The organism is Pedobacter sp. Bi126, assembly GCF_918698245.1.
Taxonomy (GTDB): domain Bacteria; phylum Bacteroidota; class Bacteroidia; order Sphingobacteriales; family Sphingobacteriaceae; genus Pedobacter.
This window is the reverse complement of the sequence record NZ_CAKKMS010000002.1, coordinates 619463-637772: the sequence shown is the minus strand read 5'-3', so window position 1 is coordinate 637772 and position 18310 is coordinate 619463. Positions and strand designations below refer to the sequence as shown.

Below are 18310 nucleotides of genomic sequence, written 5' to 3'. Positions count from 1 at the left end.
GAAATATTAAATGCTCATTTACTCTTCCACTTGTATCACTACCGGCCCTAATAATCCCGCAGGATTTAAAGCTTTACCTTCCAATCGGAAAGGTGCAGTCGTTTTGGTAATTCTTTTATTTTCTGGCAATTTGCTATCCCCAATTAAACGGTTAGCCCAAGTATTTGTCACTTCGATGGTAATTTGGTTCTCGCCTTTTTTAATGGCTTTACTGATTTCTAAACGGTGCGGAGCAGTCCATAAAGTGCCGCAGTTTATTCCATTAATTTTTACTTCGGCAATACTCGAAAATTCGCCTAAATCAATCCATGTTTTACCCTTTGTATTTTCGTTAAAATTGAAGGTTTTGGTATAAACTGCAGTTCCTGAATAATATTTAACCGAATTATCTGCGTTTAATGTCCAATCGGTTAAATCGTTAAAGATTATGGGTTTTGATGGACCTCCATAAGTGGGATCAAATTGAGCTTGCCAAGTTTTAGAAATATCCTGGATGGTTTTGAAGTTAGACCAGTTGTTGCCACTGTTAAATTGAGTTTTAGTAGTTTCCTTTTCGAAGAGAAAAAACAAACTTTGATTAGGAGCGATTTTATAAGTAAAACCTGTTCGCCCCCCTTCACTAGACCAATTATTAATGTCAGTTAACTTATCGGCAACAGCATCATAAACTTGTGGCATTTTATTGGTTACACGAAATGAAAACCAAAAATTTCTTTCTTTAGCCTCTTGATTAGAAATAAAATAGATATCTTTTTTATCAGTTTTCCTATGATTGTAAGCAACTTTTTTTGCATAACCAATTGGCTTACTGTTCGGATTAGCTTCCGTTACATAAAGATCTGGTTCAATTCCTACAAGTTTAAAATTATTGGCATTAAAAGGAGCTTTAAACAGATTGCCTTTATCCATTACTTTCATTAGAACAGGATGATGATTATTATTTATCTCATGAAAATTATTTTTCCAAATTTCATCCACTGCAGCACTAAATGCAGATTTACTAACTTGTTGTAAACCATTTTGATACAAAGGTTTGTCTGCTACAATCACATTAGCTCCCGCTATAATTAACTCAAATATTTTTTTTACAGTTCTATAACTCATATACTGATAATTCGGGTTCATTTTCATGTTACCCGGTATTACCAAAATTTTATAAGTTGCCCCACTCTCGAAAACAACATTGCCATCTTTAACCGTTGCTGTACTTAACACATCGGGATTAAAACTATCATAAGCATATCCACGTAAAGGGTTTACCCAATTTTCAGGATCGGCCATATTTGCTGAATGTGTTACACCGGCTGGCATTTGCCTTAAAAGTTCACCAACATTTGCGAGGCGTTTCTTTTCAGCTTCTACTACATCTGCACCAAAAATACCTGGCAAGGCTTCGACCAGCCTATCTGGTAAAACAGAACGGCGTGGTAATTCTTCACCGGTAAAAACGGCAATATCTACAACAGGTTTCCCTTGCTGTAACAAGTTTTGGGTTCTTTCTGCATAATCTATCCATGCTTTACCAGCTTTCCACCAGGTTTGATCGCGTTGGAAATATAGGCCAACACCATCTAAGGTCATTCCAGGTTTCCGGTCTGTCCAGGGGTTGTGTGTAAAAACGTGATACACCAGTTTATTGATCCCTAAAGCATAATTACGATCCTGTAAGGTTTTCATATTCGCTGGACTTTCGTTCCAGTCCATTCTAACTGTTGTAAAAGCCTCGGCCTGGATGATATTTTTACCATAAATATGTGCCCCTGAAATGGCATCCAACATATCATTTGGTTTGTCATGCGTAGGGCTATTTAACCAAAATTCGCCCATGGGGATGTCAACCGTTTTGTAATGCATCAATCCGTCACTCATCATCGTTGGTGCAATACTTTCTGCCGTAAAAGCTACGCCCTGATCCTTTGCCAGTTTTGCAAGCGTTTTATAAAACTGATCTACAACCAATTCCGAAATCGTTTTTCTAACATCGTAAAGGAAATTTTCGGACACAGATATATTCTCTACAGGTAATCCGGTGATGATGGGTAAATAAGGTGTTAAATCGTAACCTCTACGCTTTAAAAACTCCGCTTTAAATACTGGCGACCAATTCTGGCTGCCACATTCCCAACTGTCTACATGGAAAATGCTTAATACTTTTTTGGCTATTTCTGGTCCGCCATGTTTTAAAGCTTCGCCATACCAATTGGTAAATTGTAGTTTTACCGCTTCAGGATTAAATTTGTCGCATTCCAATCCTTTTCCGCCGCCACCAGTTGCATTGGTATGTCCTGTAGAAGTATGGCCAATTCTTAAGATTGTCCAATTTCCTTTTGGCGCTTTCCAGTTTAAGGTTCCATCTGGAGTTAACTTATCCGTTAGGTTAATGATCTTATTCAAGGGCACACACAGGTTTTTGCTAATTTCTGCGGCTGTGCTTCTCTTACTGATCCGCCAAACTGAACCATTTTTGCCTTCGAACTGATTGAGCTGTGCTTCTGAAGATAATTCGAGGTTTACGAGCTTTAATGATGGCTTCCATTTGGCTGCATCTAAATCCTCTGAGCCTGGTTCGGATCCCTTTTTATCATAAATAAACCTGAAAAAGTTAGCGGTGGTAGGTACAATAGAATGGGTAACATCTTCATCGGTATCCTGCCAGCCATGACGGGGCGCTTCCAATCTACCTATTGATCGGAAATTTTTCCCATCATCACTTACCTCGATAGCCAAACGTTGTGCCTGATAGTTATTTCCACTTACTTTAATGGTTATCGTTCTGCAGGTGAAAGGTTTTTCAAATTCGTATTGGATATAACATGGTTCATTTGAACCAAAGTTTTTCTTATTCCCTGGTTGCACTAAACCGGTAGCATCAGCACCATTGCTTGCCTTAATTTTGGGGATAACGGTTCTTGTTGAAATGCCTTCACCAATTGGTGAAGGGTAAGCGTAAACGGCAATATCTTTATAATAATTTTCTTTTGATTCTGGTTGAGGTAAATTGATCTTTGTAGCTGAATTACTGATATTTATTTTAGACCAAACTACTTTCTGCATCGATAATTCAGGGGTTATCCATGGGCCACCTGCCAGGGCGAAACCATCGCTCACATGCATGCCTAATTTCAGATCCAAGCGTTTCGCCTCACTCATGGCAAACTCAACCATTTTCCACCATTCGGGTGTGAGTTGTATGGCAGGCGGCGAATAAACAGGCATTTTATCAGGGCCCTGGATGCTCATTAAATAAGCACCCGCGATGCCGTTTGATTTCATGGCTTCCAGATCGGCTGTGATGCCAGCTTTTGAAACCGCACCTTTAACCCAATACCAAAATACCCAAGGTTTTGCACTTTCGTTCTGTTGCGCAAAAAGGCTTGTTGAAAAGCCAAAGCATAACAACAGCATGAATATTAAAATCTTGCTAAACCTAAATTTCATTTTTTTTATTTTCTTATAAATATCAAAGGTGGATTTCAACCCGCGAAACAATCTTTATTTAAGAATAGATTACCACCTCGTTCCTCCTCGCATCCGATAGCTATCGGATGACGTTAAATTTTATTTGCGTGCGATTTTATAACCTCTCAAGCCGAAATAAAGGACGAAAACAAAACAAACCAAAGGGATACTATAACCAATTTGGATATTGTCGCCATACATATCGATTAAACTACCCATGCCGAATGGTAAAATTGCGCCACCCACAATCGACATGATCAACCATGAAGAGCCTGGTTTTGTATCATCACCTATGCCATCAATTCCCAGGGCAAAAATGGTTGGAAACATAATTGACATAAAGAATCCGACAGCACCTAATGCATAAACCACATACGAACCTTTACCTAAAATGGCAACTAAGCACAATAAAATAGAGATTACCGCATAAATAGCGAGCAGTTTATTCGATGATACAAACTGTAAAATCGCAGTTCCTGCGAAACGGCCTACCGTAAATAAAAAGCCATAAATAGCTAAGTAAGATGCGGCTGTTTTTTCATCAAATCCTCCGCCTTGTTGGGCCATTCTAATAAAAAAACTGGTTACACAAACCTGCGCACCAACATAAAAGAACTGAGCAACAACCGCCCACTTTAAATGTTTGTGACGTAATGCGCCAAAAAAACTTCCCTTAGCCTCACCATCAATACTTTTGGTTTTAATTTCAGGAAGGTGAATAAAGTAAAATACAGCGGCTATTATCAATAAAACAATGCCAAGGGAAATGTATGGTGTTTTAACTGATGCTGCCTCTTCTAAGAAATAATTGTTTCTACCTGCCTCCGTCATGGCTGCCAATTCTTCTTTGCTGTGCGATTTGCCTGAAAGAATAAACAATCCGCCAATCATGGGTGCCACCATAGCAGCCAGTCCGTTGAAAGATGCAGCAAGGTTTAATCTGCTTGTCGCTTTTGCAGGATCGCCCAATACAGCAGCATAAGGATTAGCAGAAGTTTCGAGCATGGTTAAACCACAACCGATAATAAAAAGTGCAATCAAAAATGTAATGTACGACAGGTTATTGGCAGCTGGCACAAATAAAAACGCACCGAAAGCAAAAGCTAGTAAACCTGAGATCATGGTTGCTTTATAGCCCCACTTTTTCAAAATCATTCCGGCAGGAATAGCCATTAAAAAATAAGCAAAGAAAACAGATGTATCAATCAATGTAGATTGTCTGTTATTGAGGTTACATGCTTTCTTTAGGTGCGGAATTAGGATTGAATCGAGGTTATGTGCCATTCCCCAAAGGAAAAACAAGCTGATTACGAGTATAAAAGGTAATAAATACTTCTTTCCTGATGACGGATCGCCCTCAGTTACAATTTCTGGCTGTGTGGTTTTTGGTTCATTAGTCATTGGTTCATTGGTTAGGTTATTGGTTCATTTGTTTGGTTCGATAGTTGATTAGTTTATTTGTCACTGGTTCATTAGCCAGCGGTTCATTGGTGCTGTAATCATGTCTGGTAAACTGTCGCTATACGCGCCCATACCAATGAACTACTGACCATTGAACTAATGAACCTTTTTCACCACCAAAAGATGGTCGCAGACTAGAACAACTTCTCCGTGTTGGTTGATGATTTCTACATGTTCGGTTACGGTGCCATATTCTGGCCTTTTGCTTTCCCCTTTTTCAGAAATAGTTATTTCGGAGTGAATGGTGTCGCCAATAAAAACAGGTTTTACGAACCGCAATTTATCATATCCTTTGCTCATGGCTTCTGGATTGATTTCTGAAGCTGTTAAACCGATCCCAATGCTAAAAATCATGGTTCCGTGAGCTATTCGTTGTTTGAACGGTTGTGTTGCGCACCATTCGGCATCCATATGGTGCGGAAAAAAATCGCCTGTATGGCCAGCATGAACTACAAAATCGGTTTCTGTTATGGTACGACCTAGCGTTACACGTTTATCCTGTAATTGATAATCTTCAAAAAATGTTGATTTGAAATACATTTTGCTCTTTTTATACTGTTTCCGTCATTGTGAGCCTTAGATTTTTTCATCGAGGCGAAGCAATCTTTCTTTTTAAAAAGATTGCTTTGTCGTGCCTCCTCGCAATGACGATTTTATTAATAATTTACCCTTTTAATTGTTCTTTAATCTTTACCCCACCAACATCACTCGATTGGTAGGCACTTTCTACCACGGCCATGGTTTGGATTACATCCTCGACACTGGTATATAAAACATCGCTTGAACCTTCATTATAACGCATTAAATTGGCCATTGTACCAATAAAAGCCTCTGGAAACCAAGAGCCCTCCAATTTAACGGTTTGCCATTCTGGTGATTTTCCATCTTCTACAATACAGTATTCAAAAACATCAGGTACACCATGGGGATAATCCATCAATAGGCCAATTTTAGCTACTATTGCGCCTTTGGTTCCCTCCCATTTAATATAACTTTCCTGGTGATTTGGTCCGAAATCGTGGTCGTGATTGGTGTTAATTACTGCATGCATCGTATCTCCATAATCGAATAAAATCGTAGAACGAGATGATGACAAACTTTTCGCCGGATGTTTTAATGTTTTTGCTAAAATACTCTCAGGATTACCCAAAAATGAACGGATCAAATCAACATAATGAATGCTGTGGTATTGAATTTCTAAACGTGGATGAATAATTACATGCGGAAAAATCTCCCATGGCGTTTTAATCGTTACGCGGACTTCCATATCGTATAATTGGCCGATTAAACCTTTATCGATGATGTATTTTGCTGCACTTACAAATGGCGCAAAACGCAACTGAAAGTTTATAGCCGCTTTTAAATTCTTGGTTCTGCAGAGTTCGAGGATTTCTTTTGCCTGTGTAAAATCATCGCCCATGGGTTTTTGAATTAACACCGCACTTCCATCAGGTAACTGCTTTAATGTTTCGATGTATTGCTCAGGCATGATGGTTAAATCGTAAACTGCATTGGTTGGTGCCAATTTTACGGCTTCGGCCACTGAATTGTATACGTTTGGAATTCCAAAAGCATCAGCCAATTTCTGTGCCCGCTCTTTTGTACGGTTTACAATGCCATGTACTTCAAAACCAGCCATTTTATACGCTGGCAGATGCGCATCTGCCACTATTCCCCCGGCACCAATAATAATGATGGGCTGTTTGGTCTGTGGGAGTTCGGGTTTATATTTGATATCAATACTCATTTGTCAATTTCATTAATCTGGTTCTGTGCACGCTGGATAAGCGCTTCGGTAGCATCATCCGTATTGATGGCCTGTAGAACCATTTGGTCGATAATGGCGGCAATAGCAGCCCAATTTTGTTTCTGTGGCAACATATTGGCCACCTCGTGCAACTGTTCCAGTTTATGATAATAAGGAATAACCTGGTTGATCTCTTCATCTTTCCAGGTCGAAATCCTGCAGCCGATCCCTCCTGCTAACGTGAGCTGTTTATCCTGTTCTGCAGCCAGTGCAAAGCGCAGAAAATCGTAGGCGATGTCTTTATTTTTACTGCCCTTTGCAATGGTGTAAAGCCAATAAACATTTAGCGAAGCTGAGTTTTTACCTGGAGCGCATGGCAATCGTTCAACATCAATTTTTCCTTTTACTTTAGAGTCCGAATCTACTTCGCACATGGCCGCAAAACCGAACCAATTGATCATCATGGCGGCTTCACCTTGCGAAAAGGCTATTCCGGCAGCTACAGATTCGAATGCTGCAGATTTTGGATGAACAGCAGTTCTATCGTTAACAATTTTACGGTAAAAGTTTAAACCATCAACGGCTGCCTGGGTATTAATCTGGATAAAACCATTTTTATCGACCAGTGTTCCGCCCCTCGTCCATAATTGCAAAGCAAAATCAAAAACGGTATTGTGGCCATCGGGATAACAGGCGAAAATACTGCCATATAAATTTTGTTCAGGACGGTTAAAAAAACGGGCAATCTGATGAAAATCTTCCCAGGTTTTGGGTATTGCTAAGGTTTTGCCGAATTGAGCAAAATATTGAGCCTTTTCGGTTTCACTTTCGAATAAGTCTCTTCTATAGATAAAACATTCTGGTCCATCATGAAATGGCAAGCCAACCACTTCCCAGCCGAAGCGCTGCAGCCCTAAAAGCGATTTGCTCCATCCCCTCGGGAAATCGTCGGGTTTGTTTTTGTTGATGTAGGGATTTAATACTTCGAAATCATTGTCTGAATAGCCTTCTAAAACCCAATCGGTACTGATGTGCGCTAGATCAAAATCGCCTTTTGCCAAACCTTTTTGAGTGATGGTGCTGTCGTAAAGTTCGTGCAGGTCCATTACCACCATATCCAACTTTAGTGTACAGCCCGAACTTGTACAATATTGTTCCCAGAATTTCTGCATGGCAGCTTCAAATGGCGCAAATTTACGAACGGCTATCCTGAAAGTTTCTACTTGGTTATGCATTTGTAGTGCTATGCTGTGTTATAAATTCTTTGATAATTTTTTCATTATCCTGTCCTAATTTTGGCGAACCAATTGCTGAAGTCAATAATTCGCCATCAATGCGGATCGGGCATCTGGTGGTTTCATATTTATACCCATCAATCATTTCCACTTCCTGAACCATCTTCAACACCTTAAAACCCTCATGGGCCATTAAAGCATTCCAGTTTAATACATCGGCACACCAAATATCGGCAGGTTCTAAAATGGAAAGCCATTTTTCGGTAGTCGCCGATAAAAGATGATCGGCCAAAATGGCCTTAATCTCATCACGTTTATCGAATGCTTCGCTCACTTCCACATATTCTTCCAATTTCTCGCAGCCAAGTAAATTTCCCAACTGTGGAATTGAACCCATCGCCAGGGCTAAATATCCGTTTTCTGTTTGATAAATCCCATAAGGAGCGCCTAAATATGCATTTGCATTGTTCTTTTTAGAACGTTGGGGCAAAGATCCGCCATCATTCATAAAAGTGGTGATGGTTTCAAACTGGAAATCGTAAGCGGATTCCATCATGCTGATCTGCACAAAACCACCTACGTTTTTTAGCGCTTTTCTATACAAACAGGCCAGGATTCCCTGCGCCAAGTGGGCGCCTGCCAACATATCTACAATGGATAAACCCATGGCTACAGGGCCACTACCGGCATTTCCGGTTAAAGCGGTTAGGCCGGTAACCGATTGTAAAAGTAAATCCTGTCCGGGTTTGTTTTTCCATTCCGTGTTGTTGCCATAGCCTGAAATTTCGCCATAAATTAGGGTTGGATTTAAAGCGGTAACGGATTGATAATCGAAACCTAAACGCTCCATTACCCCTGGTCGGAAATTATGGATCATTACATCTGCTTTTTTAAGCAGTTCGCGTACCATTTCACAATCTTCTTCGCGTTTTAAATCAACTTCAAAGCTTTCTTTATTCCGGTTGATGGCATGAAAAACAGATGATTCGCCGTTCATAATCAGATTTGAGGTATAAAGCGTACGGCAAATATCGCCTACACCCAAACGCTCAATTTTGATTACACGCGCACCCATATCGGCCAGGCGCAAGCTTGCTGATGGCCCCGATAGGAACTGGCTGAAATCGATAACTAAATAATCTTCAAGCGGTAGCATAATTTTGTTTATTTTTAATTTCGTACTACGTTATTGCGAGGCACGAAACAATCTTTTATGGGTCGTCATTCCCAACCCGATAGCTATCGAGTCGATTGGGAATCGTAATGCAATGCGCTTTAAGATTCCCGCCTGCGCGGGAATGACGACCAATTTTATTAACTTAATTCAAACTCTTTATTAATCTCAGCTGTATCAAAACCAAGTTTTGGTGCTGCTTTACTGGCAAATAACTTTTCATTATCCAATCTAATCGGGCTTACTGTTGTCTTTATTTTTTTACCTTCATCTAAATCCAATTCCTGTTCTATCTGTAGGCTTTTATAGGTATTCAATGCTGTAGCCGTTTGATAATTTAATACTTCTGCACACCAAATACCATGGCCTTCCAAAAGATCAACCCAATGTTTTGTATCTTCTTTTTTAAAGGTTTCGGCGAGGCGGACAATTAATTTATCGCGGTTTTCGAATGCTGAACCTGCCTCCACATACAGATCGGTAATATCGCAATTGATGATCGTACAGATATTTGGCAGGTTGCCCATGGCCATGGCGATATAACCATCGTTGGTTTGGTACATGCCGTAAGGAGCGCTTAAATAAGCGTGTGCACTGCCTTTTGCTCCGCTTCTATCGGGCAATTTACCACCATCGTTTAAGTAAGTGGTTAATACTTCAAACTGTACATCTAAAATGGATTCGAGCAAGCTCACCTCAACCAAAACACTTTTATTGGTTTTTGCCCTTTTGATTAAAGCGGCCATAATACCTTGTGCCAAATGGTTTCCGCACATAATATCCGAAACGGAAAGTCCGAAAGGAACTGGTCCGTCTACATCAACACCCGATAAAAATGTTAATCCAGAAACGGATTGTACCAATAAATCCTGACCTGGCTTGTTTTTCCAAGGGCCTTCACTCCCATAGCCGGTTACCATTCCGTAAACAATTTTTGGATTGACTTTTTGAACGTTTTCATAATCCAGACCAATTTTTTCCATTACTCCTGGTCTAAAATTATGTGTCATCACATCCGCCTTGCTGATTAATCTTTTAAGTCGTTCTAAATCTTCCGGATTTTTTAAATCGGCGGTATAACTTTCTTTATTCCGGTTGATGGTGTGAAAAAGTAGGCTGTCTTCATCGACAAAAAGATTCTTAATGGATAAAGACCTGCAAGCATCGCCTGTTTTTGGTCGTTCGATTTTAATCACACGGGCACCCAAATCGGCCAGTTTCAAGCCAGCCGATGGTCCTGCCAAAAATTGGCAAAACTCTAAAACCAAAAGTCCTTCAAGCGGTCTGTTCATGATAACACTAAGCTTTTAGATTGCTGATATAATTTGTTCATAGCCGATAAAACCTGGATTTCATCGCCTCCATTCATTAAATAATCGCGCACCACATCGCCTGCATGGTCTTGAAAATACATCGAACCATGGTAACGTGGACGGAGAAAAGCTCTTTGTAAGGCCGGTAAAGTATTCAGGAAATAATGTTGGCTCTGGCGGTTGACTTCTTCATTTTTCCATGCCGCTAAATGCCCTGGCTGACCACCACTCTCAAAAAACAAAGTAGACTGACAAGCCGGTGAACCTACGAATTCTGCATATTTAGCCGCAATTTCCAATTGTTCGCATTTGGCAGAAATGGCTAAACCTGTTCCACCCAATGTGCTTCTCAGATTGGTTTTACCATCTAAAGCAATCATATCGTGGAAATGCAGGGTTTTGCGTGCATAACCGTTACGCGAATAGTTCGAGTAGCCATATGCAAACGGGCAATATGCTATTTCATCCGTTAAAGTCATCGCCTCATATACCTGGATCGGGTTTCGACCGAAGTTTGCTTTATCTATTTTGGAAGCCAGTTCCCGGTACATTTGCAATGCCCGAACACCAATTTCCTTAGAAACCACCTGCTCATCACCTTGACAAGGATCTTCCCCTAAAGAGCAGCAAAGGGTATAAAAATTCATTAATACATCAATCGGAATACCTGCAAAGGCAACTAAACCTTTATCGGCAAGTGCCAATAGATCTTCAAAAGATTTAGGCAATTGCAAATCCTTTTGAACTAATAAATCTGGTCTTGAAGCTGCTACAGGAGTTGCCGCATCTATCGGTAAAGCCCATAAGTGTTCATCATAGAAATAACTTTCATAAGATTGACCTACCGAATTTTCTTCCTGATCTTTCAAATATTCTTGAGAAAGATAAAGATCCAAAGGCACTATTGATTTTGTTTTGGCGGCAAAACCTGCCCAGGGATGATCGATCACCAGCAGATCAAACCGTTCTGCCAATTCCTGGATTGAAAAATCGGCAAATTGCTGCAAACTTCTTTTCTCCCAGGTGATATTTACATTTGGTTGCAATTCGGAAAATCGTTGTGCCGTAGCCACCATTGGCAAAAGCCCACGGCTATGGTTCCAGGTTATTCCTTTTAAATTTATCGTCTTTTCCACTTATCTTATTTTAATTATTTCTTATCATGCGCTATTCCTTCTATCAAAGAAAAGGGAACCACCAAGGCACAAAGTACACCAAGAAATAATCTTTAAAAAGCTTTGTGTTCTTCGTGTCTTTGTGGTTAAAAATTTGGATTTCCTCATTATTTCCCAGTGTTAATTGTGATTGACGAGGAAACTAAACCAGCTGATGAAGCTGTTAATTTTATGGTTCCGGTTTTTTCTGTTGATTGAAGAACGGCCAAACATAAACCATGGAAAGCTTTACGGTAATTGGCTTTAAAAGGCTCTAAACTTGCCTGAAACCCATTATCAACACCTGCAATAAACCCAACACCTTCAACCTGAAAATCAACCAGATTATCTGCATTTGGCACTACGTTACCAGCAGCGTCCAAAACGCGAATGGTTACAAACGATAAATCCTTACCATCAGCTTTAATATTTTTCCTGTCTGCGATTAATTCAATCTTTGCCGGATCTCCTGCGGTCTTAACTTCACGTACTAAAACCTCTTTGCCACTTTTACGGGATACTGCCTTTAAAGTTCCTGGTTCAAAAGGTACATTCCAAAACACATGTAAATCATCACCCTGCTTTGATTTTTTTCCTAACGATTTCCCGTTCAGGTACAATTCTACTTCATCAGCATTGTTGTAATACGCCCAAACTTCTACCGATTTTCCTTGTTTCCAGTTCCAATGCGGCAGAAGGTGTAACACAGGTTTATTTGTCCACTCGCTCTGGTACATGTAATAGGAATCTTTGGGGAAACCTGCCAAATCAACAATTCCAAAGTATGAGCTTCTTGCTGGCCAAGGATAAGGTAAAGGCTCCCCCAGGTAATCGAAACCTGTCCAAACAAATAAACCTGAAACATGATCATATTTTTTTGCTGCTGCCCAGGTTTCTTCGTGTGTAGAACCCCAATAAGCTGAAACATTGTCGTAAGCCGATGCCGACCACTCGTTATTTCCCTCTGTAAATTTCGTTTTTCCATCTTTTGGCCAGCGACGGATGGTATCGGCTGTATCGTAAAAACCCCTGGTTTCTAAAGCCGAAGTGGTTTCTGTAGCCAAAAACTTCACTCCAGGATAATTTTTAGGAAAATCTTTATACAGTTTATGGTTATAGTTTAGTCCATAAACATCTAATGCATTGGCCTGATAGATGAAGTTTTTTTCGGCTTTGGTTTCTGTTAAAGCTGAGATTACGGGCCGGGTTTTATCTAAGTTTTTAACGATGCCAACCAATTCTTTTGTAATCGCGATGCCTGTACTGTCAAACTGCTCGCGGATTTCGTTGCCGATGCTCCAAAGGATAATCGACGGGTGATTACGATCGCGTTTGATCATTTCTTCCAGATCTCTTTTGTGCCAGGCTGGAAAATTGAGGTGGTAATCGTTTTTGGTTTTCTTTTTCACCCACATATCGAAAGCCTCATCCATAACCAGGAAGCCCATTTTATCGCATAAATCTAAAAATTCAGGAGCAGGTGGATTATGCGCTGTACGGATAGCGTTCACCCCCATTGCTTTCATAATTTCCAGTTGGCGTTCCATTGCCCTCACATTCACAGCAGCACCCAAGGCACCTAAATCGTGATGCAAACAAACGCCTAAAATTTTCATAGGTTTTCCGTTTAATGAAAAGCCTTTAGCTGCATCGAAATTGAATTCACGCACCCCAAAAGGTGTTACATACTGATCAATAATCTTCCCATCAGCTTGTGCAATTTCTACCACCAACTTGTACATGGTCGGATGATCAACTGACCACAGTTTAGGATTAGCTATTCCAAGACCATTAATCGACATTGTTGTAGAATTTTCGCTGGTATTGAGCGGCCATTCCTTTTTTTGCAATTGGATATTTTTATCATCCAAAATGGTCGTTATAATTTTATAAATACCTTTTGTTTTGAATTTATTTTCAATCTCGATTTCCGCATTTACTGACGCGATACTTTCACCAGGTTTTAATTTTCTGCTTTCATTACTTTGGCCTTTATCGCCGCTGATTACAAAGGTTTTTACAAAAGTGCCATTACGTTTTACTGAAACCTTTGCTGCAGATGTAAGCCATACATTTCTGTAAATCCCTGAACCTGAATACCAGCGAGAATCAGGCTGTGCTGAATTATCAACTTTAACTGCAATGATATTTTTCCCAGCTTTTAAGAATCTGCTAATCTCGTAAGAAAAAGAGCTGTAGCCGTAAGGCCTTTTGCCCAAGTATTGACCATTGATCCAAACTTCACTGTTTTTATACACGCCGTCGAATTCGATGGTGATTAATCTATCCTTAAAATTGGCAGGAGCTGTAAATTGTTTTCTGTACCAGCCTATACCTGTAGGCAAACCACCACCTTCAGGTTTTGCAGGATTTTTCTCGTCGAATTTGCCTTCAATACTCCAATCATGCGGTAAAGTGAGTTTTCTCCATTTAAGATCGTTGTATGCTGGAGATTTTGCATTTGCTTCGTCCCCTAAAAAGAATTTCCAATCTTTGTTAAAGCTGGTTCTGGTGCGGGGTTCTGGCCTAATCTTATCTCGATTGGTCGTCATTGCGAGGCACGAAACAATCTTACTACTATGGGTTGGCTGTTCTTTCGCATTAGGATTGCTTCGTGCCTCGCAATGACGGGATGCCCACAAACCGAATGTCAGAAAAATTACAACTTTAAAATTAGGTAGCCTTCTCATGTTATTTCTTTGTTTCGCTTACAAAATTCACTTTACTCTTACCCAAATCTTTCGATGTAGCCACAGCAATGCCGCGCTGATCTAGTTTATTTACTGCACAATAAAAATGGTACACCGTGCCTTTATATTTCAGTACGAAAGATTTATGCGCGTATAATTCATCGTATTTCTCTGACGATTCTATTAAGTTATTGCCTGTCCAATCGGTCCAGTTTACCAGGTCATTTGAGGCGGCAAAGCGGTTAAATGAATCTTTTCGATCTTGCCAGAAAGCACCGAAGTAAAACATTACCCAGGTTCCATTAATGTTCTGGATTACAGCATCTCCAGTAATGCCCACAGGGTGATGAACAACAGGATTTTTATTGAACCGCTGCCAATGGACCATGTCATCAGAAACCGCCATACCGATCCGTTCGTACCAGCGTGTTTTTTTATTGTTTGCCAAAGAATCGCCTACAGCATTATAGTACATTACAAAACGATGTCCTGTCAACTTCTGTTTATCTTCAATTACTGTACTTTTAAATAATTTGTTCCGGTTTTCCCACCAACGTACATCTGCATCACCCGAAGCCAGAACAGGTTTATCGAGCCTATTCCATTCCTGAACTATTGATGGATCTTTTGTGGTATAAGCTATCCCGATGGATAAAGGCTCTACTTCGTAACCTTTTTCTTTACCACCGAAATACGACATCCAATATTTACCATCGAACTGATTTGCCGTATAACTTCCGCCCCATTTGGTATCCAATAAGGCATTATAACCTGCCTTTTGGTTATCGTCCCAATGGCCAGCATCGCCAAACGACATCAATTTGCCCTGATTTTCCCAGTGCAATAAATCTTTACTTTTTGCCAGCCAGGTTTCGTAACCACGACCACTAAAAATAAGATAGGTCATGTACCAAAACTTTCCCTTGCGGAAAACTGTTGGGCAATCCATTTTGTGGTCTTTATCTTCAGGAACCATTACCAAGCCATATTTATAAGGCGTTTTTACTTCCTGATAAATCTTTTCCATGGTTTCGGCTGAAACAGGATTAATGGTTTGCGCATTCAATTTTAATGCACTTACAAAAAGGAAAAATGCGAGGATTATCTTTTTCATTTGTACTTTAAATTAAACTTATAATAACCTGATCCTATAACAACCTTAGCTTTCCCGTCTGCTATTCCTGCATCCGTAAATGTCGAATTGTTTTCTTCGGAGATTTCATATTTCGGCAAAACCGGAAAATAAATTGTTGCTTTTGTATTTACCGGGATATTCACCTCCAGTGTAAAAGTTTGGTCTGTTTTTTCCCATTTGCAAGAAATTTTACCATAAGGTGAATTGTAACGCACATCAGCCGAGGTTAAATCGCCAACTACTTCTGGTTCAATTTTAATATGGTTAAAAGCAATGGAATTTTCTGCCTGACGGATGCCGCCAACACCACTGTACAGCCATTCCATTAAGTGCCCCAGCATAAAATGATTGTTGGATACGGTTGGCAAAGCGGCCCACGATTCGGTTAAAGCCGTTGCGCCTTTGGCCAGTTGCATGCCATAACCAGGTACATCCGAACGGCTGTTCATATCAAAAATCACGTCCGATTTACCGGCATCTTCTAAAACGCGCAACACATAACGATAACCTATATCGCCTGCTGTTAAACTGTTTTTACGATCTCTGATATCTTTAACCAAATTCGCGATTACTGCGTTTTTATGCTTTTCTTCAACCAGTTCCATATAAACCGCCATTGCATTTGCAGTTTGAGATCCCGTTGCATATTGTTTGCTTTTTGGATCAAAGAATTTATGGTTAAATGCATTTTTCACTTCAATGGCAAGTTTCGCATAGACTATTGCATCAGCCTTTTTGCCTAGTAGCGTAGCCGTTTTTTCTAAGATTTTTAAATCATAATAATAAATGGCTGTACCCGTAACGCCCATTGGCGTTAACTGAGAAACGCCGGGAGGCTTTGGCCCCAGATCATACCAATCGCCTAAACCTTGTGATAAAATGTGGTTATTTGCTTTGGTACCCAAATAAGCGATGTAACGCTGCATCATCGGGTAATAATCAACCATAGCCTGTTTATCGCCATACCACTGGTACAAATACCATGGCATTAAAATCCCACTGCTGCCCCATTCAGGCGAATCGCGGAACATATCGCCGCCCCATTCAAATTTTACGTATTCCGGTGCAATTTCAGGAATTAAACCACTGGCCAGTTGCGAGTTCTTCATGTCTTGCAAGGCTTTTTTAAACAAAGGTGCAGCATTGTAATTATATCTTACAGAACTGCCCATTAAATGCAATTCCTCTAACCAGCCCAATTTTTCACGATGCGGACAATCAGTAAAAACACTCACCATGTTGCTTTTAACCGCCCAATCGATCAGGCTGAAAGTTTTATTGAACAATTCGTTAGACGATGAAAACTTACCTACCTGCTCAGCAGCATTTCGGATGTGCAAGGCTTTTAAATCTTCTATGACTGATTTGCCAGATTGATTTGCCTTACCGCTTGGAACAGCTCCTTTAACCTGCAGGTAGCGAAAGCCTGTATAAAAGAATTTAGGACGCCAGGTTTCCAAACCATCTCCTTTTAAAATGTAGGTAAAGTAAGATGGGCTGCCGATATTTTTTTGTGTTGCCGAACCATCAGCTTTTAATAATTCGGCTGGAGTAATGCGGATCGTATCGCCTTTTTTACCCCGTACTTTCAATTCGATAATTGCAGAAGCGTTCTGGCCCATATCATAAACCCATTCGCCATTGGCAACCGGATTAATATTTTGAGGTGAAAAATTTTCGAAAATCTTTACAGGTTCTTCTTTCTGTGCATTTAGCTTCGGACCATCAACCAATAACGATGATTTCCATTTGTTATCGTTAAAACCTGCTAAATTCCATCCTTTTTGCTCGAGGTTGCCATTGTAATCTTCACCGCCATAAATGCTTGAAAAAGTTATGGGCGATGGTGCGGTTTTCCAACTTTGGTTACTGATGATATTCGCTGAAGTTCCATCTGTATATTCGATCAACAACCTGCAGATCATTTTCGGATAACCATAGGCTACCTTTAATTTTCTATACCTTTCTTTAACAGGAGGAATATAATAAAAACCATTGCCCAGCATCACTCCTATTGCATTTTCACCTCTCTTAAGCAGTTTAGTTAAATCATAAGTCAGGTACAAGACCTCTTTATCATACTTCGTCCAGCCGGGTGCTAAAAAGTCATCGCCAACTTTCGCTCCGTTTAAACTCATTTCAAAATGGCCTAAACCAGAAATAAAAGCTGTAGCTTTTTTAATTGTCTTCGTTACCGTAAAACCTTTGCGGAACATTGGCAAGATGTTATTGCCTATGTATTTGTCTTTTTTACCATCCGTTGGCAGGCTATTTACGTTAGAATCCGCCAGCTTTTCGTAGGCAATCCATTTTGCGCCTTTCCAATCGGCTGTGTTGAGCAATCCCATTTGCCAAAAGGCCGAAGCGCTCCAGCCAGATTCATGCCCGAAATTATCCCAAACACGGACTTTCCAATAATAGGTTTTACTTGATAATAACTTTTTACCTTGATATTTAATCTGTAATGATTGGCCTGAGTTTACTTTTTGAGTATCCCAAACATCCCCAATATTTTTATTTAAATTGCTTAAACTGCTAGAAACTACGATTTGATAGCTTGTTTGCATGATATTGTGTTTAGCAGATTGCAGTTTCCAGCTCAAAGCCGGCGAAAGAACATCAATGCCAATAGGATTATTACGATACGCACAATTCAATTGAGCAACCTTAATATCTTGCGCAAAAAGCGGAATGCTTAACAGATAAAGCCAAGAAAATATTACAAGTTTGCTCATTCACTATTGCACACCGTTTCGGATGTTTTGGTTAGGTTTATAAATGGTCATCAGTGATAAATTTTTTCAGAAATAAATTCTCAATTCTATAGAATTAAGCCTTTTAAATTCCGTAACTTTAAAATACTATCTCTAATTCAAATATAAATGTTTTTTTTAAATATGAAAACATATATTCGTATTTAAATTATACAAAATCTTCTCTTG

Annotated in this window: 11 protein-coding genes; all 11 read right to left on the bottom strand. The window is 39.9% G+C overall.

Features of this window, described 5'->3' with window-relative positions:
* Positions 1–18: 18 nt before the first annotated feature.
* Complete coding sequence (locus LQ201_RS07810; RefSeq protein WP_230140932.1) at positions 19–3438, bottom strand: glycosyl hydrolase; 3420 nt, start codon at positions 3436–3438, stop codon at positions 19–21.
* 120 nt (positions 3439–3558) lie between these two features.
* On the bottom strand, positions 3559–4860 hold the full coding sequence (gene fucP, locus LQ201_RS07805) for an L-fucose:H+ symporter permease (protein WP_230140929.1): 1302 nt from the start codon (positions 4858–4860) through the stop codon (positions 3559–3561).
* A gap of 156 nt (positions 4861–5016) precedes the next feature.
* Positions 5017–5460 (bottom strand): MaoC/PaaZ C-terminal domain-containing protein, encoded by a 444-nt coding sequence (locus LQ201_RS07800; protein ID WP_230140927.1) that lies wholly within the window; start codon positions 5458–5460, stop codon positions 5017–5019.
* Positions 5461–5584: 124 nt separating this feature from the next.
* Positions 5585–6667, bottom strand: coding sequence for a Gfo/Idh/MocA family protein (locus LQ201_RS07795; RefSeq protein ID WP_230140925.1), 1083 nt, complete (start codon positions 6665–6667; stop codon positions 5585–5587).
* Entirely contained in the window at positions 6664–7902 is a 1239-nt protein-coding gene (locus LQ201_RS07790; protein ID WP_230140923.1) for an extracellular solute-binding protein, read from the bottom strand. The genes LQ201_RS07795 and LQ201_RS07790 overlap by 4 nt, the downstream gene beginning before the upstream one ends.
* Entirely contained in the window at positions 7895–9058 is a 1164-nt protein-coding gene (locus LQ201_RS07785; protein ID WP_230140921.1) for a CaiB/BaiF CoA-transferase family protein, read from the bottom strand. Before LQ201_RS07785 ends, LQ201_RS07790 begins: the two co-directional genes overlap by 8 nt.
* A gap of 158 nt (positions 9059–9216) precedes the next feature.
* Positions 9217–10368 (bottom strand): CaiB/BaiF CoA-transferase family protein, encoded by a 1152-nt coding sequence (locus LQ201_RS07780; protein ID WP_230140919.1) that lies wholly within the window; start codon positions 10366–10368, stop codon positions 9217–9219.
* Complete coding sequence (locus tag LQ201_RS07775) at positions 10365–11525, bottom strand: ABC transporter substrate-binding protein (protein WP_230140917.1); 1161 nt, start codon at positions 11523–11525, stop codon at positions 10365–10367. Before LQ201_RS07775 ends, LQ201_RS07780 begins: the two co-directional genes overlap by 4 nt.
* A gap of 146 nt (positions 11526–11671) precedes the next feature.
* A complete protein-coding gene (locus LQ201_RS07770; protein WP_230140902.1) occupies positions 11672–14233 on the bottom strand; it encodes a glycoside hydrolase family 2 TIM barrel-domain containing protein in 2562 nt (853 codons plus the stop codon).
* A 1-nt stretch (position 14234) separates the two neighbouring features.
* Positions 14235–15347 carry a glycosylase gene (locus tag LQ201_RS07765; protein ID WP_230140891.1) on the bottom strand — a complete coding sequence of 371 codons (1113 nt, stop codon included), beginning with the start codon at positions 15345–15347 and terminating at the stop codon, positions 14235–14237.
* A complete protein-coding gene (locus LQ201_RS07760) occupies positions 15344–18103 on the bottom strand; it encodes a family 78 glycoside hydrolase catalytic domain (RefSeq protein WP_230140888.1) in 2760 nt (919 codons plus the stop codon). Before LQ201_RS07760 ends, LQ201_RS07765 begins: the two co-directional genes overlap by 4 nt.
* Positions 18104–18310: the final 207 nt, after the last annotated feature.